This window comes from Trinickia sp., assembly GCF_057351765.1.
On the sequence record NZ_JBMRBK010000042.1, the window covers coordinates 24229 to 50340 of the forward strand.

The 26112-nt window shown below is 63.6% G+C and carries 24 protein-coding genes; 5 read left to right on the plus strand and 19 right to left on the minus strand.

Annotated features, from left to right (window positions below; all coding sequences use genetic code 11):
* Positions 1–8 precede the first annotated feature (8 nt).
* Positions 9–587: a hypothetical protein gene (locus tag ACO1XS_RS11945; protein WP_331566851.1), complete on the plus strand. Its 579-nt coding sequence runs from the start codon at positions 9–11 to the stop codon at positions 585–587.
* A gap of 91 nt (positions 588–678) precedes the next feature.
* On the opposite strand, the gene ntrC is transcribed toward ACO1XS_RS11945, so the two are convergent.
* From ntrC to glnA, 3 genes are all read right to left on the minus strand, one after another.
* Complete coding sequence (ntrC, locus tag ACO1XS_RS11950; RefSeq protein WP_331566849.1) at positions 679–2211, minus strand: nitrogen regulation protein NR(I); 1533 nt, start codon at positions 2209–2211, stop codon at positions 679–681.
* Positions 2212–2224: 13 nt separating this feature from the next.
* Complete coding sequence (gene glnL, locus ACO1XS_RS11955) at positions 2225–3367, minus strand: nitrogen regulation protein NR(II) (protein ID WP_331566847.1); 1143 nt, start codon at positions 3365–3367, stop codon at positions 2225–2227.
* 168 nt (positions 3368–3535) lie between these two features.
* The gene (glnA, locus tag ACO1XS_RS11960) at positions 3536–4951 is read right to left on the minus strand and encodes a type I glutamate--ammonia ligase (protein WP_331566845.1); all 1416 of its coding nucleotides are present in this window, start codon (positions 4949–4951) and stop codon (positions 3536–3538) included.
* Between the two features lie 420 nt (positions 4952–5371).
* Here glnA and ACO1XS_RS11965 point away from each other — a divergent pair, with 420 nt between their 5' ends.
* Positions 5372–5836, plus strand: a complete 465-nt coding sequence (locus ACO1XS_RS11965; RefSeq protein WP_331566843.1) for a rhodanese-like domain-containing protein — start codon at positions 5372–5374, stop codon at positions 5834–5836.
* A gap of 51 nt (positions 5837–5887) precedes the next feature.
* Here ACO1XS_RS11965 and ACO1XS_RS11970 read toward each other — a convergent pair whose 3' ends face one another.
* The 5 genes from ACO1XS_RS11970 to hrpA all read right to left on the minus strand — a co-directional run bounded on the left by ACO1XS_RS11970 (position 5888) and on the right by hrpA (position 13903).
* Complete coding sequence (locus ACO1XS_RS11970; RefSeq protein WP_331566841.1) at positions 5888–6706, minus strand: competence/damage-inducible protein A; 819 nt, start codon at positions 6704–6706, stop codon at positions 5888–5890.
* 37 nt (positions 6707–6743) lie between these two features.
* Complete coding sequence (locus ACO1XS_RS11975; protein WP_331566838.1) at positions 6744–7604, minus strand: EI24 domain-containing protein; 861 nt, start codon at positions 7602–7604, stop codon at positions 6744–6746.
* Positions 7605–7616: 12 nt separating this feature from the next.
* The gene (locus tag ACO1XS_RS11980; RefSeq protein WP_331566836.1) at positions 7617–8615 is read right to left on the minus strand and encodes a sterol desaturase family protein; all 999 of its coding nucleotides are present in this window, start codon (positions 8613–8615) and stop codon (positions 7617–7619) included.
* Positions 8616–8637: 22 nt separating this feature from the next.
* The gene (locus ACO1XS_RS11985; RefSeq protein ID WP_331566834.1) at positions 8638–9663 is read right to left on the minus strand and encodes a YVTN family beta-propeller repeat protein; all 1026 of its coding nucleotides are present in this window, start codon (positions 9661–9663) and stop codon (positions 8638–8640) included.
* A gap of 133 nt (positions 9664–9796) precedes the next feature.
* The gene (hrpA, locus tag ACO1XS_RS11990; RefSeq protein ID WP_486390778.1) at positions 9797–13903 is read right to left on the minus strand and encodes an ATP-dependent RNA helicase HrpA; all 4107 of its coding nucleotides are present in this window, start codon (positions 13901–13903) and stop codon (positions 9797–9799) included.
* Between the two features lie 22 nt (positions 13904–13925).
* On the opposite strand from hrpA, the gene argA reads away from it, so the two are divergent.
* Both argA and ACO1XS_RS12000 read left to right on the plus strand, forming a co-directional pair.
* A complete protein-coding gene (argA, locus tag ACO1XS_RS11995; protein ID WP_331566830.1) occupies positions 13926–15305 on the plus strand; it encodes an amino-acid N-acetyltransferase in 1380 nt (459 codons plus the stop codon).
* Between the two features lie 67 nt (positions 15306–15372).
* Positions 15373–15648, plus strand: a complete 276-nt coding sequence (locus ACO1XS_RS12000; protein WP_486390779.1) for an oxidative damage protection protein — start codon at positions 15373–15375, stop codon at positions 15646–15648.
* Between the two features lie 73 nt (positions 15649–15721).
* Here the strand turns inward: ACO1XS_RS12000 and ACO1XS_RS12005 are convergent, their stop codons facing one another.
* From ACO1XS_RS12005 to ACO1XS_RS12015, 3 genes are all read right to left on the minus strand, one after another.
* Entirely contained in the window at positions 15722–16189 is a 468-nt protein-coding gene (locus tag ACO1XS_RS12005; RefSeq protein WP_331566826.1) for a metallophosphoesterase family protein, read from the minus strand.
* A gap of 31 nt (positions 16190–16220) precedes the next feature.
* On the minus strand, positions 16221–16421 hold the full coding sequence (locus ACO1XS_RS12010) for a hypothetical protein (RefSeq protein ID WP_331566824.1): 201 nt from the start codon (positions 16419–16421) through the stop codon (positions 16221–16223).
* 152 nt (positions 16422–16573) lie between these two features.
* Positions 16574–17194 (minus strand): glutathione S-transferase, encoded by a 621-nt coding sequence (locus ACO1XS_RS12015; RefSeq protein WP_486390780.1) that lies wholly within the window; start codon positions 17192–17194, stop codon positions 16574–16576.
* A gap of 213 nt (positions 17195–17407) precedes the next feature.
* On the opposite strand from ACO1XS_RS12015, the gene ACO1XS_RS12020 reads away from it, so the two are divergent.
* Positions 17408–17719, plus strand: a complete 312-nt coding sequence (locus ACO1XS_RS12020) for a hypothetical protein (RefSeq protein WP_331566820.1) — start codon at positions 17408–17410, stop codon at positions 17717–17719.
* A gap of 3 nt (positions 17720–17722) precedes the next feature.
* Here ACO1XS_RS12020 and ACO1XS_RS12025 read toward each other — a convergent pair whose 3' ends face one another.
* From ACO1XS_RS12025 to ACO1XS_RS12060, 8 genes are all read right to left on the minus strand, one after another.
* Positions 17723–18046: a DUF3579 domain-containing protein gene (locus ACO1XS_RS12025; protein ID WP_331566818.1), complete on the minus strand. Its 324-nt coding sequence runs from the start codon at positions 18044–18046 to the stop codon at positions 17723–17725.
* Complete coding sequence (locus ACO1XS_RS12030; RefSeq protein ID WP_331566816.1) at positions 18043–19671, minus strand: methyl-accepting chemotaxis protein; 1629 nt, start codon at positions 19669–19671, stop codon at positions 18043–18045. Before ACO1XS_RS12030 ends, ACO1XS_RS12025 begins: the two co-directional genes overlap by 4 nt.
* A gap of 99 nt (positions 19672–19770) precedes the next feature.
* A complete protein-coding gene (locus ACO1XS_RS12035; protein WP_486390781.1) occupies positions 19771–20904 on the minus strand; it encodes a porin in 1134 nt (377 codons plus the stop codon).
* Positions 20905–21089: 185 nt separating this feature from the next.
* On the minus strand, positions 21090–21764 hold the full coding sequence (locus tag ACO1XS_RS12040) for a response regulator (protein ID WP_331566812.1): 675 nt from the start codon (positions 21762–21764) through the stop codon (positions 21090–21092).
* Positions 21761–23146: a sensor histidine kinase gene (locus ACO1XS_RS12045; RefSeq protein ID WP_481580838.1), complete on the minus strand. Its 1386-nt coding sequence runs from the start codon at positions 23144–23146 to the stop codon at positions 21761–21763. Before ACO1XS_RS12045 ends, ACO1XS_RS12040 begins: the two co-directional genes overlap by 4 nt.
* A 125-nt stretch (positions 23147–23271) precedes the next feature.
* Positions 23272–24129 carry an ABC transporter permease gene (locus ACO1XS_RS12050; RefSeq protein WP_331566809.1) on the minus strand — a complete coding sequence of 286 codons (858 nt, stop codon included), beginning with the start codon at positions 24127–24129 and terminating at the stop codon, positions 23272–23274.
* 59 nt (positions 24130–24188) lie between these two features.
* Positions 24189–24986: an ABC transporter ATP-binding protein gene (locus tag ACO1XS_RS12055; RefSeq protein ID WP_331566807.1), complete on the minus strand. Its 798-nt coding sequence runs from the start codon at positions 24984–24986 to the stop codon at positions 24189–24191.
* A gap of 88 nt (positions 24987–25074) precedes the next feature.
* Complete coding sequence (locus ACO1XS_RS12060; RefSeq protein ID WP_331566805.1) at positions 25075–26088, minus strand: ABC transporter substrate-binding protein; 1014 nt, start codon at positions 26086–26088, stop codon at positions 25075–25077.
* Positions 26089–26112: the final 24 nt, after the last annotated feature.

A 26112-nucleotide genomic window follows, 5' to 3' on the forward strand; every position in this document is an offset into this window, starting at 1 on the left:
GCCGCTATATGAAGTTTGGAACAACCGCCGTCTTTGGATTGCTGCCTCTTTGCCTCGCCACGGTCGCTTGCGCGGCGCCCTCGATCGATTTCGTCAACCAGGAGGGCGCCGCGAGGACCTATCGATCCGTTCAATGCATCGCCACGCATAGCGGCGGACAAAGCATCACGGCGCAAGGACAGGAGCAAAGCGGCGCTTCAGTCGTCACTTTGCAAAGCCTGCTTGCGGGCCCAGGCGGCCAATACAAGGTCCAATGTACGGCCGTGCACGCCGATAGCGGCGATCAGTACACCGCGGAATTCGAGGCAGTCAAATTCGCCGAGGGAGACCTGGGGACGAAGGCCCCCGAATATGACGCCAATCGCTCCGGATACGGCACGAAGATTCCTGTCGCCCGAACGCTTACCGCTTGTTACGACAAAAACAACCGTGTACTCGAGCAACCGTGCGTAGATGCGTATTACGGCACAAAACCGCACTATTTGAAATCATTGGCCGGTCTTGCGGATGTGCAGTTCAAATACGATGAGTATGCTTCCAACGTTGGCGTGTTTCTCGAAGCCAATCCGCGTTATGGCAATCGCTGAGAGCGCCCGCGCTCAGGCAGCGTAGCACGGGGCCACGCACCGCGAGGCACTTCATAGTGCCTCGCGCGGTCCCGTGTACACCCTTCGCACCTCACGATTCGAGACGCAGCTCCTGGATCTTGCGTGTAATGGTGTTGCGCCCGATACCGAGCCGTTCGGCCGCCTCCACCTTGCGTCCCCGGGTGAAGTCGAGCGCTTCGCGTATCACCGCGGCTTCGAAACGGCGAGCCAGTTCGTCCATCACGTCGGGCGCATTTTCCCGCAGCATGCGCGCCACTTCGGTACGCAGACCGCTTTCCCATACGCCCACCGGCGAGCTGGTCGGCACGGTGCCCAGCACGGCGGGTGTCGGCGCCGTCATCGACGCGCCGTTGGCCTCTGCCTCGAGCGGCATGTTGCCCGCAACAGCCGAGGCGCCGGCTATCGCCGTGCCCGCGACGATCTCGCTGGCGGCATGCGCAGGCTGTTGCAGCGGCACGAGGTCGGGCGGCAAGTCCTTGATCTCGATGGTCTGCGCGGGCGCCATCACCGTGAGCCAGTTCGCGAGGTTCTCGAGCTGACGAACGTTGCCCGGGAACGGCAACGAGGCAAGATAGGCAACGGTGGCCTCGGATACGCGCTTCGGCTCGACCCCGAGATCGCGCGCGCTCTTTTGCAGGAAGTGCCGTGTGAGCAGCGGGATATCCTCCTTGCGTTCGCGTAGCGGCGGCAAACGCAAGCGAATGACGTTGAGCCGGTGATAGAGATCTTCGCGAAAGAGGCCTTGGCGCACGCGCGCATCGAGGTTCTGGTGCGTCGCCGCGATCACGCGCACATTCGCGCGCAGCGGGCTGTGGCCGCCGACGCGATAGAACTGCCCATCCGACAGCACGCGCAGCAGCCGCGTTTGGAGATCGAACGGCATATCGCCGATTTCGTCGAGAAAGAGCGTGCCATTCTCTGCCTGCTCGAAACGACCTTGCCGCATCGCCTGCGCGCCCGTGAACGCACCGCGCTCGTGGCCGAACAGTTCGGACTCCAGAAGATCTTTCGGAATCGCGGCGGTGTTCAGCGCGATGAACGGGCCGCCCGCACGCGGGCTATGCCGGTGCAATGCGCGCGCGACGAGCTCCTTGCCGGTGCCCGATTCGCCCGTGATGAGCACCGTCGCGGACGAATGCGAAAGGCGCCCGATCGCACGGAACATGTCCTGCATCGCCGGTGCCTGACCGAGCATCTCGGGCGCGTCGGCGAGCGACGGATCGGCCGCATGGGCACCGCGCAAGCTCTCGTCGACGGCACGGTGAATGAGCTCGACGGCGCGATCGATATCGAACGGCTTCGCGAGGTATTCGAATGCGCCGCCCTGAAACGCGGCCACGGCGCTGTCGAGGTCCGAGTACGCCGTCATGATGATGACGGGCAGCTCGGGTAGCCGCTGGCGGATCGACTGCAAGAGATCGAGGCCCGACGAACCGGGCATCCGGATGTCCGAGACGAGCACTTGCGGTGTCTCGTGCTCGAGCGCGGCCAGCGCTTCGCGCACGTTGGGGAAGCTGCGCGTGGCCAGGTTCTCGCGCGCGAGCGCCTTTTCGAGCACCCAGCGAATCGATTGGTCGTCGTCTACTATCCAGATCGGCTTCATGGAAGGTCGTTGGTCAATTATCTAGCGGCAATAGAATCTGAAACTCGGTGTGGCCCGGCCGGCTTTCCACTTCGATCATCCCGTCGTGCTGTTGCACGAAGGTCTGCGCGAGCGTGAGGCCGAGCCCACTGCCCCCCTCGCGGCCGGAGACGAGCGGATAGAAAATGCGCTCGCGGATGTCGTGCGGGATGCCCGGGCCGTTGTCGATGACACGCAAGTCCAATGCCAGTTTGTGAAGGCGCTTGGCGATCGTGACATTGCGCGCCACGCGGGTGCGCAGCGCGATGCGCGCATCGCCCTCGCTGATACGTTCGCGCAGTGCCTGGGCCGCATTGCGCACGATGTTGAGCAGCGCCTGAATCAGTTGCTCCTTGTCGCCGCGCAGCTCGGGCACGCTCACGTCGTAATCGCGCTCGATCGTGAGGCCGCGCGGAAACTCCGCCAGGATGACCGCTCGCACGCGTTCGCAGACTTCATGGATATTCACGTCGCCCACGATATGCGGATGCCGATGCGGCTCGAGCAGGCGGTCGACGAGCGTTTGCAATCGATCGGATTCCTTGACGATCACCTGCGTGTACTCGCGCAGCTCGTGCCGCTCCCGCGCGTCGAGTTCCAATTCGAGCAATTGCGCCGCGCCGCGAATACCGCCAAGCGGGTTCTTGATTTCATGCGCGAGGTTACGGATCAACTGCTTGTTGGCGGTCGCCAGATCGTGAATGCGTTCCTCGCGATCGGTACGCAAGTGCCGCTCGTTCTGGAACAGCTCGAGCAACACGTAGTCCGGCGCGCTTTCGAGAAAACCCACCACCATGTGCACTTGCAGCGTTTCACGGCCCGGACGCTCGAATTCCGCGTCGAGATGCGTCGCATGGAACCGTTGTTCCGCGATCGCCGCGATCGTCTCGACGAGCACATCACCGTTCGCAAAGATGTCGGGCCACGACATCTGCATCAATTGACGCCGCGATAAATCGAGCAGCGACTCGGCGGACGGGTTCGCGAATGCGACGCGCAGCGTGCGCTTTTCGAGCACGAGCACGACCGTCGGCAACGCCTCGAGACCCGGCAACAGACCGGATGCGCCAAGCGCGGCATCGTCTGTCAAAGGCTCGCTCTGCCCTTTGCTGGTCTTGATCAGATTTTTTAGCGCCATCGTGAAAGCACGGTCACCCTGGGCCGACCCGGCAGGAAGCCGCAGCAAGCGCCGAAGCGCTCACTGAGGCCGACACACAAAAAAGGGACGGCGGCGCCGTCCCTCGAGACCGATCGCAAGCATGTTCTGCGCAACGGCCACGGAGGTGGGCGCTGCGCATCGCAATGCTTAGAGCGAGTAGTACATTTCGAACTCGATCGGATGCGTCGTCATGCGGTAGCGTTGCAGTTCGCCTTCCTTGAGCTCCAGATACGCGTCGAGCATCCCGTCCGTGAACACGCCACCGCGCGTGAGGAACTCGCGATCCTTGTCGAGCGCCTCGAGCGCCTGATCGAGACCGGCACAGACGGTCGGGATCTTCGCGTCTTCTTCCGGCGGCAGATCGTAGAGATTCTTGTCCGCGGCTTCGCCCGGATGGATCTTGTTCTGCACGCCGTCGAGGCCCGCCATCATCAGCGCCGAGAACGCGAAGTACGGATTGGCCATCGGGTCCGGGAAGCGCGTCTCGATACGGCGGCCCTTCGGATTCGACACGTGCGGAATACGGATCGAGGCCGAGCGGTTGCGCGCCGAGTAGGCCAGCTTCACCGGTGCTTCGAAGTGCGGCACGAGGCGCTTGTACGAGTTCGTCGTCGGGTTCGTGATCGCGTTCAGCGCGCGAGCATGCTTGATGATGCCGCCGATGTAGAACAGCGCGAACTCCGAGAGGCCCGCATAACCGTTACCGGCGAACAGGTTCTGACCATCCTTCCAGATCGACTGGTGAACGTGCATGCCCGAACCGTTGTCGCCGACGACCGGCTTCGGCATGAACGTCGCCGTCTTGCCGTACGTATGCGCGACGTTGTGGACGATGTACTTGAGCTGCTGCGTCCAGTCGGCGCGCTGCACGAGCGTCGCGAACTTGGTGCCGATCTCGTTTTGGCCCTGGCCGGCCACTTCGTGGTGGTGCACTTCGACGGGAATGCCGATCTGCTCGAGCAGCAGACACATTTCCGAGCGCATGTCCTGGAACGAATCCACCGGTGCGACCGGGAAATAGCCGCCCTTCGTGCCCGGACGGTGACCGGTGTTGCCGCCTTCGAATTCCCTGCCCGACGACCACGGCGCTTCTTCCGAGCCGATCTTCACGAAGCAGCCCGACATATCCGTGTTCCACTGCACCGAATCGAAAATGAAGAACTCGGGTTCCGGTCCGAAGAAGGCGGTGTCGCCCAGGCCGGTGCTCTTCAGGTAGGCTTCGGCGCGCTTGGCGAGCGAGCGCGGATCGCGCTCGTAACCCTTGCCGTCCGCGGGCTCGACCACATCGCACGTCAACACGAGCGTCGGCTCTTCGTAGAACGGGTCGATGAAAGCGGTGTTGGGGTCCGGCACGAGCAACATGTCCGATGCTTCGATGCCCTTCCAGCCCGCGATCGAGGAACCATCGAACGCATGGCCGCTTTCGAACTTGTCGCCGTCGAACGCCGACAGCGGAACGGAGACGTGCTGCTCCTTGCCGCGCGTGTCGGTGAAGCGAAAGTCGACGAACTTGACGTCCTCGTCCTTGACGAGCTGCATGACGTCGGCCACGGTTTTACTCATATCCTCTTCTCCATTTGATAGGTTCGGCGGTTCTTCACTGCGCGAAAGCCCCGGCGAACGACTTGCGTACGCCGGATGCCACCGCGCAAGCGGTCGCCGCCCGTTAGAGCATCTTTCGTGCCAGGCATGCTCGTTTTCCCGCACGACTTAGTTGGTCCCTCGTGCCGACGCCAAGTGCCGCGCCCCGCGTTGGAACGCTGCGCTGCACCGTGACGTGCCTTGTCGCCGTGCGGGTCGGCAGAAAGGCACCTTTTCGGTGCGCGATGCGAACGCAGCGCGCCGGAGCGCTCGAATCCGGTGCATTCGGTGTGATTATGCACCTCTCTGGGGCATTCCCTTGTCCTCACGCCCCAACCTGTTCGTTCTCGCACGCAAGCTCGCCGCGCTAGAATGCTTTTTTGCCACGAGGAGACCGGCTTCATGAGTACGCTCGAACAGATCCTGGCGCAAGCGAACAAACGCCGCGCCGAACATCAACTGCCCTACGCCGGCGCTTTCACGCCGGCCGAGGCTTTCGAGTTTCTCCAGCTCAAGCCCGAGGCCCGGCTCGTCGATGTCCGCACGCGCGCCGAACTCGATTGGGTCGGCCGCCCGGTCGTCGGCGACGGCCAGTATATCCACATCGAATGGACGCGCTACCCCGGCGGCGTGCCGAACGCGGAGTTCATCGAACAGCTGCGCAGCGCAGTCTCGGCCGATACGCACCTCATCTTTTTGTGCCGCAGCGCCGCGCGCTCGAAGCTGGCCGCCGTCGCAGCCGAAAAGGCGGGCTTCGGCAAAGCGTTCGATCTGCTGGAGGGTTTCGAAGGCGCGAAGGACGGCAACGGTCATCGCAAGACCGTCGACGGCTGGTGCCACAGCGGGTTGCCCTGGCTCGGCGCCTGAGCTTGCGCCCGCGCGAACGCTCGTCCAGGACGTGGCTCGCTCGGGGTGAGCCTATCGCGTCTGCCCGGCTTCGGGTTCGACGACATCGCCGCCGAGCAGGTGCACCCCTTCGCGCAACTTGACGAAGGCTGCGGCGACGGCTTCGGGTTCGCCCTTCACACCGAGATCGATGTGCCGCCGGGCATAGACGCCGCCACGCTCCGCGTCGCCCACGCTCGGCAGGCTGAATACGCGAACGCCCGGAAAATCGGCTTCGATTTTCTCCATCAATGGCGTCAGCGTCGACTCCATGAGTTCGAACACGAGCAGCGATCGCTCGGCATGCGCGACTTGATGGTGCATCTGCGCGTACTTCGTATCGAGTACCCATTCGATCATCGGCCAGGCCATCACGGGGAAACCGGGAACGAAATGGTGATCGCCGATCGAGAACCCCGGAATCTTGTTGTAGCCGTTCGGAATGATCGAGGCGCCGCGCGGAAAGACGCCCATATTGAGGCGATGACGGTTTTCGGGGGAATCGAGATCGAGCGGGGGCGCGCCGGCCGGGTGCATGTCGCGGATTCGCTGGCGAATCAGTTCGGCCGCCTCCGGGTGCAACTCGAGCGGAACACCGAGCGCGTTGGCCGCGCAAAGCCGGGTATGGTCGTCCGGCGTCGCGCCAATGCCTCCCGTCGAAAAGACGATGTCGCCCGAGGCGAAACTGCGCTCGAGCGTGGCCGTGATCCGTGCGGGGTCGTCGCCGACGTACTCGGCCCAGGCGAGCGCCAGGCCCCGCGCGTTCAATAGCTCGATGACCTTCGGCAGATGCTTGTCGGTACGCCGACCCGACAGGATTTCATCGCCGATGATGATGACGCCAAATGCCATGACCGCCTCACGAAGATGAGAGATCGCTCATCGTCGTTCATGATCGTGACGGCTGCAAGCCCTCTTCTTCGCGCATCGCCTGCAATGCCTCCAGGCAATAGTGACCGAACCAGAGCGCGGAGAACACGAGGATGAACGCGTACATCCAGATCGTGACGGCTGCAATGACGGGAAAGAGCACGACGAGCCAGAGCGACCAGGCCCAGAGTAACGTCGGCAACGTCCCCATGAGGCCGCTCGCAATGCCGATCGCGAGCAGCGGCACACGGTGGCGCCGCATCAACGCGATCCGCTCGGCGCGGCTCGCGTGCAGCGCCAGCGCGTCGTATGTCATCACGCGATAGGTGAGCCAGCCCCATAACAGCGTCGGAATCAGCGCGAAGAGCGGCGAAATCAGGGCAAAAAGCGGCGGAATCAGCAGCAGCGGCGCAAGCAGAACGAAAAGCGGCAGCGTGAGGAGAATGAGCAGCAGGCAAACGAGTGTCGTCGCAATGCCGTACGCGAGGCTGCCGTACCAGGTTCCGCCGTGCCGCGCCTCCAGTGTCGGGAACCGGCGGGCCGACAGGTGCCGCACCACCATCGGCATCGACAGCGTGGCGATCAGCAGCAATACGGTGGAAACGATGACCGGAATCGAGAACGCGACGACGATGAGCGGCGCAATCACCGCATGCAGGTTGGTCAAGCCCACCCAGTCGAACGCGCGGTAAAGCGCCATCCCCAACGTCGAGCCGGCAAGCCAGCCGCGCGCGGTGCCGACGAGGTCCTGCCAGGTGAACCAGAAGAAAAGCCCCCATCCCGCCGAGGCGATCACGAACGGCAAGAACGTGAGCCACAGCACGCGCGGGTGCAGCACGCCCGCGAGCGCCCGGCCGAATGCACGCATGAGCTCGTTCATCGGCATGCGCCTTCAGGCAGCCGGCGCACTGCCTCGGCCCGCGCCGCGGCCGAACCCGAGCCGCCGCGCGATACGCGCGAACGCGAGCCAGTGCTGCGAGAAAAAGCCATCGCCATACGATTCGCCCTCGATTTCCTGACGGATCCCCGTCGGCTCGACGGACCGAACCCACGAGGCAGTGCCGAAGAGCATATCCCACCAGGGGAAGAGCACGCCGAAATTGCAGCCGTAGGCGGTGCCCTCGTGTCCGTAGCCGACCGCGTGATGGCGACGATGGAACGCCGGGCTGACGAGTACCCGTTCGAACAGACGCCCGAAGCCGAACCGCGCGTTGGTGTGTTGCACGCTTTGCAGAAAGTTCGTCACGGCCGTGAGCACCACGAACTGCGTCGGCGCCACCCCGATCGCCAGCGCGATGGCAGCGAAGAACGAAGCCTGAGCGATTCCGTCGAGCAAATGGTTGCGATCGTCCGACCAGAGCGACAACTGGCGCTGACTATGGTGAACCGCATGCAGCTCCCACCAGATGCCGAAGCGATGCTGCCAGCGGTGATACCAGTAGCCGGCGAAATCCAGTACGACGAGGTAGATGAGGAATGCCACGATCGGCTGCGACGTGACGCCGGGCCACAGGTGATCGAGGTCCATGTTGGCGATGCCGCGATAGCGCAGCCAGACCTGCAAGTCGGCAAAGAACGGCTGGAAACCGAGGAAGAACAGCAGATTGAAGACGCCAAGCTTGGAGATGGCCGTATAGAGGACGTCGACGCGCACGGCCCGGCGGTTTTCCCATCGCTCGACGGGACGCAGCGCCTCGAGGGGGCGCAGCAGCAGATAGGTTGCACCGATCGTCAGCAAGCCGACGATCACCGGATAGAGCGCATCGTAGGAATCTTCGTCGTAGTCCATCCAGCCGAACCGGAACAGGAGCGGCTGGACCACGTGGACATAGGCCCAGGTCTGCAGCGCCGAGACGACGCCGTCGAGCGAAGCGATGACCGAATGCAGCATAGCGGCGCGCGCGGCCCCTGGCTTACGCGCCGTTCGCGGCCGTTACCGGGGCGCGATCGTAGAAATAGATCCCATGCGGCGAGCGGCCGACGGCAATCGTCTGCACGAGCTTTTTCGTGGTCATGTCGATGATGCCGACGTGTTTCGCAAAGCGGAACGTCACCCAGAGGTAGCGTTTGTCCGCGGTGAGTTCCATGTCGTCGGGGCCAGGCAGCAGGCCCGTGATTTCGCCGACGTTCGTCAGCGTCTGTTCGTCGAGGATGCTGATCGTATTCGCAACGCGGTTGCTGACGAGCACATGGCGGCCGTCGTCGAGCGAGCGGAAGTTGTGCGCGCCGTTACCCGTCCTGATCCGCTTGACTACGGACCGCGTGCGCCAGTCGACGACTGCCACGTCGTCCTCGCCCGTCATGCCGACGAGCAGATATTTGTCGCCCGGCGTCATCCAGAGCCCCGCCGGGGTCTTACCGACGGGCATTTTCCAGAGCACTGTCTGCGTCGGCAGATCGATCGCCGCGAGTTCGCCCGACACCTGCAGCGTCACGAACACGGTCCGGCTGTCGTTGGAAAACGCCATATGGCTCGGCATCGTCGCAAGCGGCAGGCGCCGCACGAGCTTCAGGCCGTTCGTAGGCGCGTCGTAACTGTAGATGTCGAGCCGGTCCAGACGCAGCCCCGTCGTGACGAACCACTTGCGATCGGGCGAAAAACCGAGCTGATACGGGTCCTCGATGCCGGGCACGCGCCCTTGGGGCTTGCCCGTCTTCGGATCGACGAAGATCAGATCGTTCGAGACCGAATTCGCGACGATCAACGTTTTATTGTCGGGCGTCGCCATCAGGTGATGAGGTTCCTTGCCCGTCGGCACCGTACCGACGACCTGATGCGTCGCCTCGTCGATCAGCGAAAGCGTCGCCTCGGCCGAATTCAGAACGATGACGTTGTTGGCATTGGCAGGCAACGAGACGGCGGCGGCGCTTGCCGCCAGCAGCGCGAGCGCGGCGGTGCCGATCAGGCCCCGCGCGCGGAAGGAAATAATCTTGGGCATGAGAACTCGTTCGAATGGCCAACGCCCTTTTAAACGGCTTGGCGCGGGCCGAGGTTGACGGCCTCGGAATAAATACTGCTTTTTCCGTTTGCGCGCCCTAATCGGGTTATCGGCACCGTCGAAGTTTTCTCGATCATCTTTGCAGCGATTCCCACACCTTATGGAGCCGCTTCGTCGAAACGGGCATCGGCGTGCGCAGCTCCTGCGCGAAGAGCGAAATGCGCAGCTCCTCGAGCAACCAGCGAAACTCGGCGAGCCGCGCGTCCGGTACGCCGCCGCGGGCCTGCCGCGCGCGCTGGTATTGCTGCGCGAGCGGCTGCAGCTCCGCGAATTGCCGTGCGTCGCGGGCCGGATCGGCCTTGAGCTTGTCGATGCGCAGCGCAATGCCCTTCAAGTAGCGAGGGAAATGAGCAAGCTGGGCATACGGCGTGTCTACGATGAACCGCTTGCCGATCAGCATCTGCAGTTGCTGCTGCATATCCGCGTAAGCGGCCGCGTGCGGCTTGGCCTGCACGAGCTTTTTCGTCACGGCCGCGTATTCGGCGAGGATTTGTCCGACGAGTCGCGCGATTTCCTGCGCGAGCAACGAAAGCCGGCTCTTGCCCTCGTCGCGGTGCGCGTGAAACGTCGCGTCGTCGTCGGGTAGCGGATCTTGCAGGCACGCGCGGTCGAGCGCCGTGTCGATCAGCTGATCGCGCAGCTCCTCTTGCGTACCGAGCGGCATGAACTGCAGCGCCATTTCGCGAAGGCCGGGGAGGTTTTTCTCCAGATATTTGATCGGCTCGCGCAATTGCAACGCGAAAAGCCGCCGCAGACCGGCGCGGTGCGCCCGCGCCGCCTCGTCGGGCGAATCGAAGACTTCGACGTCGCAATGGGTCGTGCGATCGACGAGCGCCGGATAGCCGAACAACGTCTGGCCGCCGCGGCGGATCTCCAGCAGTTCCGGCAATTTGCCGAAGTTCCAGGTCGTCAGGTTCTCGTACAGCGCCGTCGCCTCGCCGCCCGCGCCGGCCGACGCATTGCGGGAGGACTCGGCCGCCGCCGTTTCACGCGGCGCCTGTCGCGCCCCGGCAGGTCCGCGCGCGCCGGCCTCGGCATCCGGGCGCGCGTGCCCGATGCCGGCAGCGCCGTCGAGCGACGCACCGACGGCCAGCTTCTGGAACTGCCGCTGCGCCTCGCCGCCGAGTTCGGCGCGCAACTGAGCCAGATTGCGGCCCATCGCGAGCTGCCGCCCGTGCTCGTCGACGACCTTGAAGTTCATGAAGAGGTGGGCCGGCAGCGTTTCGAGCTTGAAGTCGGTCGGTTTCATCGAGACCTGCGTCGTCTCGCGCACGTCGGCGATCAGCGCCTCGACCAGACCGGCTGCGCCGCGAGGCGGCTCGCCCGCCCCGACGGCAGCCCCCTTCGAGGAGTGCAATGGGGGCACGCCAAAGCGTCCGGCGTGACGTTCGACGAATCCCGCTGCGTACTCCGGCAGCGGCACGCAATGCCGGCGCAGCTTCTGCGGCAGCGATTTGAGCAGCAACTGGACCTTTTCCTTCAGCATGCCCGGCACGAGCCATTCCGCGCGCAGCGCGTCGACCTGATTGAGCGCAAAAAGCGGCACGGCGAGCGTCACGCCGTCGCGCGGCGAGCCCGGCTCGAAATGATAGGCGAGCGCCATGTCGACGCCCGCCATCGCGACACGCTTCGGAAACAGATCGGTCGTAATGCCCGCCGCCTCGTGACGCATGAGGTCGTCGCGCGACAGATAGAGCAAGCGGAGCTTGTCCTCCGGCTGGCCGCTGCGTTTCACTTCATTGCGGTACCAGCGCTCGAATGCGGCCCCCGTGTAGATGCCTTTGGGCAGCGCCTGATCGTAAAACGCGAAGATCAGTTCGTCGTCGACCAGCACGTCCTGCCGGCGCGACTTGTGCTCGAGTTGCTCGATGTCGGCAAGCAGCTTGCGGTTGTGGGCGAAAAACCCGAGCTTGGTATCGAACTCGCCCTCGACGAGCGCACCGCGAATGAAAAGCTCTCTCGCGCGCGCCGGATCCTGCGAGCCGAACGCGACGCGCCGCCGATGGTAGACGGGCAGCCCGAAGAGCACGGCGCGCTCGAATGCCGCCACCTGGGCCGCACGCTTTTCCCAATGCGGCTCCGAGAGCGATTTCCTGAGCAGGTGCGACGCGACCTTCTCGATCCATTCCGGCTCGATTTTCGCGAGACAGCGCGCATAGAGGCGGCTCGTCTCGACCAGCTCGGCCGCCATCACCCAGCGCCCCGCCTTCTTGGCCAGCGTCGAGCCGGGCCAGAGAAAGAACTTGATTCCGCGAGCGCCGAGATAGTACGGCTCGTCGTCGGCCTTGAGGCCTAGATTGCCGATGAGGCCGGTCATCAGGGCCAGATGAATCTGCTCGAAGGTCGCTTCGCTTTCGTTGATCCGCCAGCCGTGCTCACGCACCACGGTGAGCAGTTGAGAATGAACATCGCGCCATTCGCGCAGCCGCAGATGCGAAAGAAAGCGCTCGCGGCACGCATCGACCAGTTGCCGGTTCGATTTCTTGTGCGCCACTGCTTCGCCGAACCAACGCCAGATCTTGAGCCATTGCAGGAATTCCGATCGCTCGTCGGCGAAGGCACGGTGCGCCTGATCGGCCTGCTCCTGCGCCTCGGCGGGCCGCTCGCGCGGGTCCTGAACCGAGAGCGCGCTCGCAATGACGAGCACCTCGGCGAGCGCATCCTGATCGCGCGCGGCGAGGATCATGCGCCCCACGCGGGGATCGAGCGGCAGCTTCGCCAGCTCGCGCCCGAGCGGCGTCAGTTCATTGTCGTCGTCGACGGCGCCCAGCTCGGCCAGCAATTGGTAGCCGTCGGCAATGGCGCGGCCCGGCGGCGGCTCGATGAACGGAAACGTCTCGATGGCGGTGAGGTGCAGCGCCTTCATCCGCAAAATCACGGCCGCCAGCGACGAACGCAGGATTTCCGGCTCGGTGAACCGCGCGCGCGCCTGAAAATCGGCTTCGTCGTAAAGCCGGATGCAGATGCCGTCCGCCACCCGGCCGCAACGCCCGGCCCGTTGATTGGCCGCGGCCTGCGACACCGGCTCGACCTGCAACTGCTCCACCTTGTTGCGGTACGAGTAACGCTTCACGCGTGCGAGCCCCGTATCGACGACATAGCGAATGCCCGGCACCGTCAGCGAGGTTTCGGCGACGTTCGTTGCGAGCACGATCCGCCGGGCATTCGACGATTTGAACACGCGCGCCTGCTCGGCCGCGGAGAGCCGCGCGAAGAGCGGCAGAATTTCGGTGTGCGGCGGGTGGTGTTTGCGCAGCGCCTCGGCGGTGTCGCGAATCTCGCGTTCGCCCGGCAGAAAGACGAGCACGTCGCCCGGGCCTTCGCGGCACAGGTCGTCGACGGCATCGACGATCGCGTCGATGAGATCGCGCTCGGCTTCGCGCGCACCTTTCGCGCGTTCGCGCGGGGACGGTGTGGCCGCCGTACCCTGCGCCGCCTTGATCGCCGCGCTGCGCTCGCGCGGGTCCTCGACGGGCTGGTAGCGGATCTCGACGGGGTAAAGCCGCCCGCTCACTTCGATGACGGGTGCGGGCTTCGACTCAGTACCGAAATGACGCGCGAAGCGCTCGGCATCGATCGTGGCCGACGTGACGATCAGCTTCAGATCGGGCCGCTTCGGCAGGATCTCCTTCAGATAGCCGAGCAGAAAATCGATGTTCAGGCTGCGTTCGTGCGCCTCGTCGATGATGAGCGTGTCGTAGGCGCGCAACAGCGGATCGGTCTGCGTCTCGGCGAGCAGAATGCCATCGGTCATGAGCTTGACCGATGCGCCCGGCGCCAGATTGTCGGTGAAACGCACCTTGTATCCGACCACCTCGCCGAACGGCGTGCCGAGTTCCTCGGCGATGCGCCGCCCCGTGGCCGACGCAGCGATCCGGCGCGGCTGCGTATGACCGATGAGCCCGCTGCCGCCCGCGCCGCGCCCGCGCCCGAGCGAGAGGCAGATCTTCGGCAGTTGCGTGGTCTTGCCCGAGCCCGTTTCGCCCGAGACGATCACGACCTGATTGTCGCGGATGGCACGCGCGATCTCCTCGCGGCGACCGCTGACCGGCAGCGCGGCGGGAAATTCGAAGGGCGGAATCGGGTTCGGCGGCACGCGCGCGTGGCGCGAGCCGTGGGCGCGACCCTGGCGCGGCGGTCCGCTCTCATCGGCGGCCGGACTATTGGGTACGTTCGACATGGGGGCGCATTATAATCCCGGCATGAACGCACAATCCGACCTCGTCCCCATCCCGGAACCCGTCGCGACTCGCCCCGTCGCGGCCGACCCCGTTTCCCAACACGCCCAGTTCGTCGACTGGATGCGATCGGTCGCACCGTACATCCACGCGTTTCGAAACAAGACGTTCGTCGTGGGCTTCGGCGGCGAGGTCGTTCATCAAGGACTCCTGAACGCGCTCGTGTCCGACATCGCGCTCTTGCAGGCGATGGGTATCCAGATCGTGCTCGTGCATGGGTCCCGCCCGCAGGTCGAGGAACAGATGAACCTGCACGGCGTGCAATCGGAGTTCTCGCACGGTATGCGCATCACCGATGCGCGCGCGCTCGAATCGGCCAAGGAAGCGGCGGGCGAAGTGCGGCTCGATATCGAAGCCGCGATCAGCCAGGGCCTGCCCAACACGCCCATGGCACATGCGCACATCAGCGTGGTGTCAGGCAATTTCGTGACGGCCCGGCCCGTCGGCATTCTCGATGGCGTCGATTTCGCTCACACGGGCGTCGTGCGCAAGATCGATGCCGAATCGATCCGTCATTCGCTCGCAAGCCGCAAGCTCGTGCTGCTGTCGCCGCTCGGTTTCTCGCCGACCGGCGAGGCGTTCAACCTCTCGATGGAAGACGTCGCCTCCGCCGCGGCCATCGCGCTGCGTGCCGACAAGATCATCTTTCTGACCGAAACGCCCGGCATCATGAACGAAGCCGGCGATCTCGTGCGCGAGCTTTCGCTCGACGACGCCTACCGTCTGCACGAAAGCGGCGAAGTGAAAGGCGACGCGGGCTTTTACCTGAAGCATGCGGTGCGCGCCTGCCGCGGCGGCGTCCCGCGCGCGCATATCATCCCTTACTCGCTCGACGGCAGCCTGCTGCTCGAACTATTCCTGCACGACGGCGTGGGCACGATGATCTCGTACGAGAACCTCGAAAGCCTGCGCGAAGCCACGCCCGACGACGTGGGCGGCATCCTGACGCTGATCGAGCCGCTCGAATCGGACGGCACGCTCGTCAAACGCGGCCGGCACCAGATCGAACGCGACATCGACCACTTCTCGGTCATCGAGCACGATGGGGTGCTGTTCGGCTGCGCGGCGCTCTATCCGTACCCGCAGGAGCGCATCGGCGAAATGGCGTGCCTCACCGTCGCCCCGGACGCCCAGGGCTCCGGTGACGGCGAGCGCCTCTTGAAACGCGTCGAGCAACGCGCGAGGGCGCGCGGCTTGACGCGCATCTTCGTGCTGACGACCCGCACCGAACACTGGTTCCTCAAGCGCGGCTTCGTGAAAGTCAGTGTCGACGACCTACCCGAAGACCGCAGGCGCCTCTACAACTGGCAGCGCAAGTCGCTCGTGCTGATGAAGCATCTTTGAGCGCGACGCGCACGGTACATCGCGCTGGCGCGGCGCGTCCTTATTCGATTTTCTGGAGAAACCCACAATGACACGCATGGTTCAATGCGCGAAGCTCGGCAAGGAAGCCGAGGGCCTCGATTTCCCCCCGCTGCCCGGCGAATTGGGCAAGCGCATCTATGAAAGCGTCTCGAAGGAGGCGTGGCAGGCCTGGCTCAAGCATCAGACGATGCTGATCAACGAAAACCGGCTCAATATGGCCGATCCGCGTGCGCGTCAGTATCTGATGAAGCAGACGGAGAAGTTCTTCTTCGGCGACGGTGCCGATCAGGCAACCGGATACGTTCCGCCGACCGAAGGCTGAGCGGCGAGCGCATACTGCTTGCCCGCGAACGACGAGGCCGGCCGCATCAGCGCGCCGGCTTTTTTATCGTGGGTCAGACGAGCGTATGGAGTTCAGCGCGTGCGCGCCCGCCTTCGATCAAGAGGACGCCCGCCGATACGGGCAGCTTGAAGCGGCGCGGCCCGGCGCTCCCCGGGTTCACGAACAGCACGCCCTCGCGAAGCGCGAGCGCGGGCTGATGCGAATGCCCCGTCACGACGACATCGATACGTGAGCCGGCCTCGCTCAACCGCAAATCGGCGATGTCGTGCACGACGTGAATCGCCACCCCTTCGATCACGAGCGTCGTCGACAACGGCAGCCGCTCGGCCCACGCGCCTTTGTCGTTGTTGCCCCGAACGGCAGTGACCGGAGCGATCGCAGACAAAGTGTCGAGCACTTCAGGCTTGCAGATATCTCCGGCATGCACGATGGCCTGCACGCCGGACAACCACGCGAGCGCTTCCGGGCGCACAAGATTGTGCGTATCGGAAATGAGGCCGATCCGTACCGCGTTTGCCATGCCTGTCAGGCCACGATCGGAACCACGGGTTTCAGGCAGCCAGGCCGGCATGGCTGCGCGGCGGGAAAAGCAGCCCGCGCGAACGGGTCAGCGCGGCGCGCGCCCCACGGGTGGCCACGACCGCTCCGACCTGCCCGAGATTGAAATCGTGCGATACGAGCAGTTCCATGAAAGCGACCATCGGCAAGACAACCGACGGGCTGTAAAGCTGACGTTCGATGAGGGCTTTCATGGTGGCTTTCCCCTTGCTCGGTGCGGCTCGACCCGCGACCTGCTATGACGACTTCGACATGAAGCCATTCTAGGCAGACCGCGAGGCGCGATAAATCCGCAAAACGAAAAGTCACTTGTCGGCCTTCCCGAACAATAGGAACAACGAGCCGATCAATCGAGCGGCGCAGCCGCGAACTCGGCCAGCGCTTCAGCACACTCGGAGAAGGCGGCCAGCGCCGGGTGAAGCGCGGGATCGACCGCACCGGGCAGGATGTGTTGCGTGAAGCGCCAAGCCACCGCCACGGTGATATCGGCTTGCATCAGACGCTCACCGGTGAGCCAGCCCGCGCCGCCGGCCGAACCGACTTCGCGCTCGAGCAGCGCGTAGGCGGAGGACAGTTGGCCCGACACGCGGTCGACCCAAGGTTCGTGCTGCTTCTCCGCCGGCCGGAGGTTACGCTCATAGATGATCTGCACTGTCTTTTCGCTGGCGGCAAGCGCAAAACCGATCAGATGAAGCGCGCGCCGGCGTTGCGCCAGCTCCTGAGGCATCAGCCGGCGCTCCGGCGGCACCTTCTGATCGAGATAGTCGAGAATCAGGCTGGAATCGATGAACAGCGTGCCGTCGTCGTCGATCAGCGTCGGCGCCTTGACGACGGGGTTGACCGCGGAAAATGCATCGAAATGACGAAACACGGAGAGCGGACGGTGCTCGAAGCCGATATCGAGCACGGCCATCGAAACGGCCACACGGCGTACGAACGGCGAATCCAGCATGCCAATCAGTTGCATTGATGCCTCGCTTGGTCAGAGGGTGAAAACGCCACTCTATCAGCCGCCCGGTCGCCTCGTTATTCGCCTGAACAAAAAGCGCAAATGCGAACAAGGACGCGACACGCGCGAACCGTAGGGTCTTCGCCCCAATGCCGGTTCCGAAGCCCATACTGATAATCATCAGCCGCCCTGAACCCGGGCGCCGAGCGCGCCTCGCCGGAGTGAGCCGCCATGAAGATGCGATCCGTAGCAGCCTCGGTTTTGATGGGCGCCATCGTCTCCTGCGGCGCCGGCTGTGCCGAACAGGGCCGGCCCGACTACGCCTATACGACGACCGTGGCGATTCCCGACGGCAAGACCGTCGAATGCGCGGTCAACGAGCCGCTTGCCGGCCGGAGTGGGCCGGCCGCACCGCTCAGTACCAGCGAGGAGCGCCAGGCTGAGGTCCTGGCCATGCATCGTCTCTTCCTCGAGACGGGCCCCTGGTCCGATTACCCCACGCCGTACACCGCGCCCGACATCAAGTGCCGGGCCATACGTTGATGTTCAACCTGCACGCAGGATGCGCAGGCCCTCTTCGACCGGCAACTCGTTGTCCGCGGCGAATCGCATCACGAACTCGAACGCCTCCGGGCAGATTTCGGCCAGCTCGCCCGACACGGTGAGACACTTGATGCCCTCATCGACAAACGGCACCGCAAGCCATGTCGATGCCGAATTCCTGCCCGGCCGCTTCTCTTTGACGAACAGCGCGATGACACCGGCAAGACGCTCGGCCCAGTCGCCGGGCCGAAACGTTTTCCCGCCGTGTGTGAGACCCACGATCAGATGGGTGCGATGACGGCGCGAAGGATGAACGTGGTGGGTCATTCGTGAGCGAGTGAATGGGCCGGCAGCATGCCAACCGGTGCGGGGCGCTCGCGCGTCGTGCTTGCGAGCGCGTCGGCGCGAAGCCGGAAGACGGCCACCGTTTCGTCGAGCAGGCGCGCCTGCTCCTCCAGCGATGCCGCAGCCGACGCTGCCTGTTCGACGAGCGCGGCGTTTTGTTGCGTCGAGCGGTCCATGTGCGATACGGCGCGCTCGATCTCTTCGATTCCCTGGGACTGGAAGTCCGACGCCGTACTAATCTCCGCGACGATCGCATTGACCTCGTGCGCCGCCTTGACGATGTCGCCCATCGTCGCGCGAGCGCGCTCGGCCAATTCGGTCCCGCCTTGCACCTTGGCGACCGACGCCGTCATCAGTGCACGGATTTCCTTGGCCGCGGCGGCGGACCGGCCAGCAAGCGCGCGAACCTCGCCGGCCACGACAGCGAATCCGCGTCCCTCTTCGCCAGCCCGCGCGGCTTCGACCGCCGCATTGAGCGCCAGTATGTTCGTCTGGAAAGCAATGCCTTCGATTGCTCCGATGATGTTGACGATATGATCCGAGTCGGCCGACATGTCCGCGATTGCATGAACGATCTCCCCTACCACCTCGCCGCCGCGCACCGCGGTCGCTGAGGCCGTTTGCGCCTGCACACTCGCCTGCCGGGCGTGCTGCGCGTTTTGCGCGACGGTTGTGGTGAGCTCTTTCAAGCTCGCCGCTGTCTCTTGGAGCGCTGCTGCTTGTTGTTCGGTGCGCGCGGACAAATCGGCATTGCCGCTCGCGATATCGTGCACACCGTGACGAATTTCGCCGGTGCCGTCGCGCACACGTGTGACGGTCGCCGCCAGGCTTGCCTGCATGCGCGCGAGCGCATCCAGCAGCCGGCCCATCTCCGCACCGCGCGACGTATCGATCGTCGAGGTCAGGTCGCCTGAAGCGATTCGCTCGAAGTGATCGATCACGGTGCCGATCGGCTTGACGATCGACGCGCTCAGGACTCGCCGAGCGAGCACTGCGAGAACGACAGACGCGGCCCCGACGCAGGCAAAAAGCGCCAGCAAGCGGTGAAAGCGGTCCTGCGCAGCATCGAAATGCATCTTTTGCGCGCGCACCTGAAAATCCATGAGCCGCTGCGCCGCCTCTTTGTAGTCCGAGAAAACTGCTTCCGGTGCATGCCGCTCGATGGTGCGGAAGGAGGCGAAATCGTCCTGGTCGAGCGCCGCGATTTCCGGCGCGATGACCTGCTTGATCAGAGTGGCGCGAGCGGTGCGCAACGCGTTCGCGAGCGAGGCTTCCGCATCGCCCGATACGGGCAGCGCGCTGTAAGCCTCGAGCGCGCGATCGCTGGCGGCCAGCGCCGCATGAATGTTCGCCAGCGTCGATTCTGTCGGCTTGCCTTGTGCAACGAGTGTCTCGTAGCTGCCCAGATCGACACGCGCTTGCAAGAGGTTCGCGGAGGTCTCCGCAAGATGCGTCAGCGCCGCGGTCTCGGCACTATGCATCTTCTCTAGCGCCACATTGGCGGATCTGAGTCCGATGACCGATGCCACGATCACGAGTATCAACGCGCCCGTGTAGCCGGCGACCGTCGCGCTCAGCGCGGCACGAACGTTAGTGACCCTAACCATGCTGTCTTCCCAAAAAAAAGGCGGCAAGCAATGAGGCTCGCCGCCGCCTTTAAATGGCTGCCCTCATCAGGCAGCACCGTCTTGGAGGAGGTAGGACAATCAGAAGCGGGTACGCACACCCGTGGTCAGCTCGAGCTGGTTCTTCGCCCCGAACGTGCTGCCAACCGTGTAGCCGCCGTGAAGCCGCATGTAGTCGCCCGCAAGGTACAGCTCGGTACGCTTGGACAGGTGATAGAACGTCGATGCGTAGAGCGTTTCCTTGAAGCCGTTGTGCAAGCCGGCCGTCGCATCGAACACGTGGGCCGTGTTGGCGTTCGGAATATCGCCGTCGGCGTTGTACGCGGCGTTGTGAACGCGCATCTGCTGATAACCGAGCTCATAGTCGAACGGTCCCTTCGGCGCAAGCTTGAGCGACACCGTCCACGCGTTGTCCTGGCGCTGGCCCAGCGAGCCTTGATTGCCGAGATAACGGAAGTAGCCCGCGTTGATACGCGCGATACCGAACGTGTAGTTACCGCCCACCGACCACGTTTGATCGACGAAGCCCGTGTTGTTCACGTGGTTGTAGAAAGCCGACACGTTGAACGGGCCGCCGTTGTAACCGAGCGCTGCCTGATAGGTGCTGCCCGATGCGAACGACGTCGAGTTGCTGAACGCATAACCTGCGCTTGCGAAGATGCCGTTGCTGAACAACTTCTTCCACGCGAGACCGTTGTTGTAACGGGTACCCGTTGCGCCGGCAGCATAGAAAATCATCTGCTTGAAGTTGTTCGAGTTCGTCCAGCCGCCCTCTTCATAGCGCAGCTTGGCACTGCCGTACGGATCGCCGTAGATCGCCGAGGCGTCACGCGCGATCGTGTTCTGGAAGCCGGCAGTGAATTTACCGTACGTATCGTTCTCGATGCCAACCCACGCATCGCGATCGAAGATCTGGCCCGGATCTTCCATGTTCCCGTTGGCAACCACGAATTCGCTTTCGAGAGTGAAGATCAGCTTGGTGCCGCCGCCGAGATCTTCCGCGCCCCTCAAGCCCCAGCGGCTGCCGCTGAACCACGGCTCGCCATCGTTACCCATGCCGATCACGTGATTGCCCTTCGCATCGGCATGCGTGATGTAAGTGGGGAAGCTCAAATCCATGAGCCCGTACAGCTGCACGCTCGACTGCGCGTGCGCGCCGCTCGCCGCGGCCAATGCGCCGGCGGCAATTGCCAAGGTCCGATAGGTCCTTCTCAAGATCGTCTCCTCATTCACTGCGTTGAACTTCTGCTTGTTTGAACGGTGCCACTCCCATCTGAGCACCGAGCTTTCCGCCAAAACGGAATGGAGACAATCGTAGTGGTCCGAATCCTTCGCGCTGCTTTCGTGATCGCTTAGTAGTACTAAGTGCTTTCACTAGTTACGCAATGATGACTAGTTCATCATTGTGCTTCTTTCTCCTTGAGGATATAGCCAAGCCCGCGCAACGTCATGATTTGCGCCGTGGATGCGGAAAGATGCTTACGTAATCGATGAATGTAGATGTCGATAGCATCGGCGCTCGCCTCATCCTCCAGGCTGAACACGCTATCCATCAGCGCGGCCTTCGTGACGGTCTTGCCCTGCTTGAGCATCAACGTTTCAAGAATCGCATGTTCTCGGCGCCGCAAGGCGAGCGGCGCGTCGTTGTGCGAGAACTCGCGCGTATCCGTGTTGTACTGCAGGTCGCCGCACACGAGCGAGCCCGATTTACCGCTCGTCTGACGGCGGATCAGCGCCTTGATGCGCGCAACGAGCTCGCGCGCGTCGAACGGCTTGACGACGTAATCGTCCGCACCGATGCTGAAGCAATCGACCTTGTCGTCGATCGAACCATGGGCCGTCAGCATCAAGACCGGCGCGTTATCGCCGCGTCTGCGCAATCGTGCGAGCACTTCCTTGCCGCTCATGCGCGGCAAACGCATGTCGAGCAGCACGACATCGTAGCTTTGCGTACTGAGCACGGCATCGGCCGATTCGCCGTCGCTCGCGCAATCGACGGCGAAATTCTCGGCTCGCAGCAGATTGACGATCCAGTGCGCCAGTTCGGCGTTGTCCTCGACCAGAAGCAGTTTCATTGCGTCATTCCTTCACGGCTTGCAGCCGGCAGACGAACGGTGGCCGTGAGGCCGACGCGCCCAGGGCCCGGTGCGACGGACGCCGCGCCGCCATGCGAGCGCGCGATGCCCTGCACGATCGCGAGTCCGAGACCGGTCCCGTCGACATCGGTCGCGCCGCGATAAAAACGCTCGAACACGTGTGCGCGTATCTCCGCGGGAATGCCCGGCCCGTTGTCCACCACTTCCAGCAGCACCTCGTCCCCCTCGCGCCTGCAAATCACCGTCACGTGCCCCCCTTCCTGTGTATAACGAATCGCATTGTCGACGAGGTTCGCAACGAGCGCGGCGAGCAATTGCTCGATACCCATCACGGCGATGTCATCGGCGAGGTCGGCCCCCAGGTCGATATTACGCCGCTGTGCCGCCATGATGAGCTCCTCGAGCACGGAGAAAACCACACGTGCCATATCGACGCGCACAAGCGTGGCGGCGGCTCGCGTCGACTCGGCTTGCGCCAGCAGCAACAGCTGATTCGTGATTTCGATCATCTTGAGGCTCGTGCGCCTCACGCCATGCAGCACATCGACGAGCACGGGATCGCCGGCGTTGTGCTGGCAGGCGTATTGGACCTGCGTGTCGAGCAGCGTCAGCGGCGTGCGCAATTGATGTGCGGCATCGGCGATGAATTGCCGCTGCGTGGTCGTATGCAGTTTCAGACGCGCGATACATTGATTGATCGCGTCGACGATGGGACGCAGTTCAGACGGCAAATGATGGAAGCGGATCGGTTCCAGCTCCATGGCGTCGCGATCGGCAACGTTTTCGCTGAGCTTCATGAGCGGCCGCAACTCGCTCGTGAGGCCGATCACGACAAGTACCGCGGCCAGCGCGAGCATCAAACCCTGCCGCAGGACCTGCGGGTGCCAAAGCTGCGAGAGCATCGCCTCGCGCGAAGCTTGCGTCTTGGCCACGATCACGGTGACTGGCGTGACGGAGCCCGAGTCGTAGACTTGCCGCTGGAATGCGACGGCGCGCAGGTTTTGTCCGTCGAGCACCGTGTCGTAAAACACGGGAAAGGTTGCCAGGTGCCCGGGCAACGCGAGATCGATCGACCCGCCGAGCAGCTTGTCCTCGCCCGCGACGACCTTGTAGAAGACCTGGTCGCGGTAAGGCGATTCGAACATTTCGAGCGCCGCGGGCGGGATATTCGCGATCAGCGCCCCATCGCGCCACTCGATGTTTTCGCCTATGGTGCGCGCTGACGCAAGCAGCACACTGTCCTGCACGAGATCGGCCGTCTGCCGCGACGCGTCGTGCGCCATCAAGCCCGTGACGAAGACGAACGTGCCGAGCGGCAGAAAAACCCACAACAGCAGCCGCGCACGCAGGCTATGCAGCATCACGAACTCCCCCTATTCATCCGACGCTCAACGGGGCGCGGGCACGCATCTTCCGATGCGTGCCCGCGAAGAACCGCTTTTACCGCTTTTACCGCTTTTCCGTTGCGGCCGCGGCGCCTACTTCCTCAGAAGGCGGACGGTCTCCACTTCAGCAAACGCCTTTCCAGTGCCGTCAGCAGGTAGTCTGTCGTCAACGCGACCACAGCCAGCACGATCATCGCAGCAAACACGCCGCTTGCGTTGAACGCGCCCTGCGCCGTCGAGATCAACAGGCCGATACCCTGCTTCGAGCCGAGGAATTCGCCGACGACCGCACCGACGAGCGCGAAACCGAAGCTCGTATGCAAGCTGGCAAGAATCCAGGAGAGCGCCGACGGAATCACGACCGCGGTGGTCAGCTGACGCTTCGACGCGCCGAGGATCTGCGCGTTCGCGATCATATAGCGGTCCGCTTCGAGCACGCCTTGGAACGCATTGCCGAAGACGACGAAGAACACCATGACCACCGCGAGCGCCACCTTCGATGCCATGCCGAGGCCCAGCGCAATGACGAATACGGAGCCGAGCACCACACGCGGAATCGAGTTCGCGATCTTGATGTAGAGGCTGAAGACGTCGGACAGCAGCTTGTTGCGGCCGAGGATGACGCCGCAGATGATGCCGCCCACCGCGCCGATCAGAAAGCCGAGCATCGTTTCTTCGAGCGTCACCCAGACCTGCACGAGCAGCGGGCCTTGCGAGGTTCCGTTCACGAACCAGTCGACGATCTGATCGAAGATCAGCGACGGCATCGAGAAAAAGAACGGATCGAACCATTTGAATCGTCCGCCGAGCTCCCAGCCGCCGAGCACGACGACGAGCACGAGAATACGCAAGCCGATGACGAGCGCACGGCGCTGCCGGATCCGGCGTTGCGCGACTTTTTCGACCTCGGCGAGCGATTGTTCGCCAAAGGCGCGTTGAGCATGTTCAACTGTTGACATTTTCCGACCTTCCTTCCAGTTCTTGCCGCGTTCTTTCGGTTCTTGCGCGAGGGTAGACATCAAGCGATCTGCACTTCTTCGCGCAGGTCGCGCCAGATGTCGCGCGAGATTTCGATGAAGCGCGGTTCGTAGCGAATTTCCGAGGTGATGCGCGGCCGCGGCAAATCGATCTCGTAGACCTTTTTCAGCGTGGCCGGACGCGCCGTGAGCACGAACACGCGGTCAGCCAGCGCAATCGCTTCCTCGAGATCGTGCGTGACGAAAACGACGGAGCCCGCATTGGCCGACCACAATTGCAGCAGCTCGTCTTGCATCAGCGTGCGCGTTTGCATGTCGAGGGCCGAAAACGGCTCGTCCATGAGCAGGATCTCGGGCTTGTTGATGAACGTCTGGGCGAGCGAGACGCGCTTGCGCATACCGCCCGAGAGCTGGTGCGGATAGTGATTCTCGAACTTTTCGAGACCGACGCGGCGCAGCCAATCGCGCGCCTCTTCATGTGCGACGGCCTTCGAACGTCCGCGAAACATGGGGCCGGCCGCGACGTTGTCGAGCACGGTGCGCCACGGAAACACAGCGTCCGCCTGAAAGACGAAGCCGATGCGTGGATCGATGCCCGTCACGGGCGCGCCCATCACACGGACTTCACCCGTCGTCGGCTTGAGCAGGCCGGTGATCATGCTGAGCGTCGTCGATTTGCCGCAGCCCGTCGGGCCGACGATCGCAATGAACTCGCCCTTGGCGACCGACATGCTGAAATCGCGCAATGCGATCGTCGCCTTGCCGTCGGGCGAAATGAAGCGGCACGATACCGAGTTGAACTCGATGACAGGTGATTCTTTGGAGACAGCTTTGTTCATCGCAAATCCAGGGAAGTGGCCGGCGCCGCCCCTCGCGGCGCCGGTGAAGGCACGGGCTCCGGCTACGGCCGGAACGCACGGTGCCCGATTATTTCGACTCCACGAACGCGTTGGTGTAGGTCTTCGACAGATCGACGTGCTTGCCCTTGACCGACGGGTTGAAGCCCGCCAATACCTTGAGCACCGTTTCCGGGCCATCCTTCGGCATCTTCGCGTCCTTGGTGAACATCGGCAGCGAAGCCTTCAGCGCCATCAGGTAGAGTTCCTTGTCCTTCTGATAGTCGGCCGGCATCTTCGCGGCGATTTCATCGGCGCTGTGCGTACTGATGAACTGCATCGTCTTCGCGAACGCGTGCGCGAGCTTTTGGGCCTCCTGCTTGTGCGATTCTGCCCAGGCACGCTGCACATAAAAGCTCGCCGCCGGATACACGCCGCCGAGCGCGGCCTTCGTACCGTCGACGTTACGCATGTCGACGAGCACCTTCGCGTCGCCCGTCTTCAGCAGCTTGGAGACGGTCGGCTCCGTCGTCATCCCCGCATCGATACGGCTTTGCTTGATCGCGGCAATGAAGCTCGCATCCGCGCCGACAGGCAGCATCGTGTACTGGTTGGACGCGATGCCGTGCTGGGCAGCGAGGTACTGCGTGAGAAAGCTCGTCGACGAACCGAGGCCGGTCACGCCGAGCGTCTTGCCCTTCACGTCGGCGAACGACTTGAGCGTATCGGCCGCCTTCGTCGACACCATCTCGACTTCGCCCGGCACCTGACAGAACACGGCGATCGCCTCGGTTTCCTTGCCCTTCGTCTGCAAGTCGATCGTGTGATCGTAAAAGCCGACCACGCCTTGCACGGCGCCAGCGAGGAGCTCGTTTTCCGCATCGACGCCGGCCGGCTGCGAGAGCAGCTCGACGTCGAGACCTTCGTCCTTGAAGTAGCCGAGCTGCTCGGTGAGCTTCGCAGGCAAATAAATGATCTTGGTGATGCCCCCCACCATGATCGTGACCTTTCCGTCATCAGCGGCTGATGCGTGCTGCGAGACGATACCAAATGAAAGTGCCGAAGCGAGAGCGAGGACCTTCAAGTTGCGCAGGGTCGGGTACATCGTGACGTCTCCTTTGTTATCGCG

What these genes read in the sequence shown, in the direction of transcription:
- ACO1XS_RS11970 (WP_331566841.1), bottom strand. Translation starts at nt 6,706, where the DNA reads ATGGCATTTGGCGTCATCATCATCGGCGATGAAATCCTGTCGGGTCGG.
- glnL (WP_331566847.1), bottom strand. Translation starts at nt 3,367, where the DNA reads ATGGCGCTAAAAAATCTGATCAAGACCAGCAAAGGGCAGAGCGAGCCT.
- ACO1XS_RS11985 (WP_331566834.1), bottom strand. Translation starts at nt 9,663, where the DNA reads ATGCCCAAGATTATTTCCTTCCGCGCGCGGGGCCTGATCGGCACCGCC.
- argA (WP_331566830.1), top strand. Translation starts at nt 13,926, where the DNA reads ATGAACGCACAATCCGACCTCGTCCCCATCCCGGAACCCGTCGCGACT.
- ACO1XS_RS11965 (WP_331566843.1), top strand. Translation starts at nt 5,372, where the DNA reads ATGAGTACGCTCGAACAGATCCTGGCGCAAGCGAACAAACGCCGCGCC.
- ntrC (WP_331566849.1), bottom strand. Translation starts at nt 2,211, where the DNA reads ATGAAGCCGATCTGGATAGTAGACGACGACCAATCGATTCGCTGGGTG.
- glnA (WP_331566845.1), bottom strand. Translation starts at nt 4,951, where the DNA reads ATGAGTAAAACCGTGGCCGACGTCATGCAGCTCGTCAAGGACGAGGAC.
- ACO1XS_RS11975 (WP_331566838.1), bottom strand. Translation starts at nt 7,604, where the DNA reads ATGAACGAGCTCATGCGTGCATTCGGCCGGGCGCTCGCGGGCGTGCTG.
- ACO1XS_RS11980 (WP_331566836.1), bottom strand. Translation starts at nt 8,615, where the DNA reads ATGCTGCATTCGGTCATCGCTTCGCTCGACGGCGTCGTCTCGGCGCTG.
- ACO1XS_RS12045 (WP_481580838.1), bottom strand. Translation starts at nt 23,146, where the DNA reads ATGCTGCATAGCCTGCGTGCGCGGCTGCTGTTGTGGGTTTTTCTGCCG.
- ACO1XS_RS12050 (WP_331566809.1), bottom strand. Translation starts at nt 24,129, where the DNA reads ATGTCAACAGTTGAACATGCTCAACGCGCCTTTGGCGAACAATCGCTC.
- ACO1XS_RS12055 (WP_331566807.1), bottom strand. Translation starts at nt 24,986, where the DNA reads ATGAACAAAGCTGTCTCCAAAGAATCACCTGTCATCGAGTTCAACTCG.
- ACO1XS_RS11945 (WP_331566851.1), top strand. Translation starts at nt 9, where the DNA reads ATGAAGTTTGGAACAACCGCCGTCTTTGGATTGCTGCCTCTTTGCCTC.
- ACO1XS_RS12010 (WP_331566824.1), bottom strand. Translation starts at nt 16,421, where the DNA reads ATGAAAGCCCTCATCGAACGTCAGCTTTACAGCCCGTCGGTTGTCTTG.
- ACO1XS_RS12015 (WP_486390780.1), bottom strand. Translation starts at nt 17,194, where the DNA reads ATGCAACTGATTGGCATGCTGGATTCGCCGTTCGTACGCCGTGTGGCC.
- ACO1XS_RS12000 (WP_486390779.1), top strand. Translation starts at nt 15,373, where the DNA reads ATGACACGCATGGTTCAATGCGCGAAGCTCGGCAAGGAAGCCGAGGGC.
- ACO1XS_RS12005 (WP_331566826.1), bottom strand. Translation starts at nt 16,189, where the DNA reads ATGGCAAACGCGGTACGGATCGGCCTCATTTCCGATACGCACAATCTT.
- ACO1XS_RS12030 (WP_331566816.1), bottom strand. Translation starts at nt 19,671, where the DNA reads ATGGTTAGGGTCACTAACGTTCGTGCCGCGCTGAGCGCGACGGTCGCC.
- ACO1XS_RS12025 (WP_331566818.1), bottom strand. Translation starts at nt 18,046, where the DNA reads ATGACCCACCACGTTCATCCTTCGCGCCGTCATCGCACCCATCTGATC.
- ACO1XS_RS12020 (WP_331566820.1), top strand. Translation starts at nt 17,408, where the DNA reads ATGAAGATGCGATCCGTAGCAGCCTCGGTTTTGATGGGCGCCATCGTC.
- ACO1XS_RS12060 (WP_331566805.1), bottom strand. Translation starts at nt 26,088, where the DNA reads ATGTACCCGACCCTGCGCAACTTGAAGGTCCTCGCTCTCGCTTCGGCA.
- hrpA (WP_486390778.1), bottom strand. Translation starts at nt 13,903, where the DNA reads ATGTCGAACGTACCCAATAGTCCGGCCGCCGATGAGAGCGGACCGCCG.
- ACO1XS_RS12040 (WP_331566812.1), bottom strand. Translation starts at nt 21,764, where the DNA reads ATGAAACTGCTTCTGGTCGAGGACAACGCCGAACTGGCGCACTGGATC.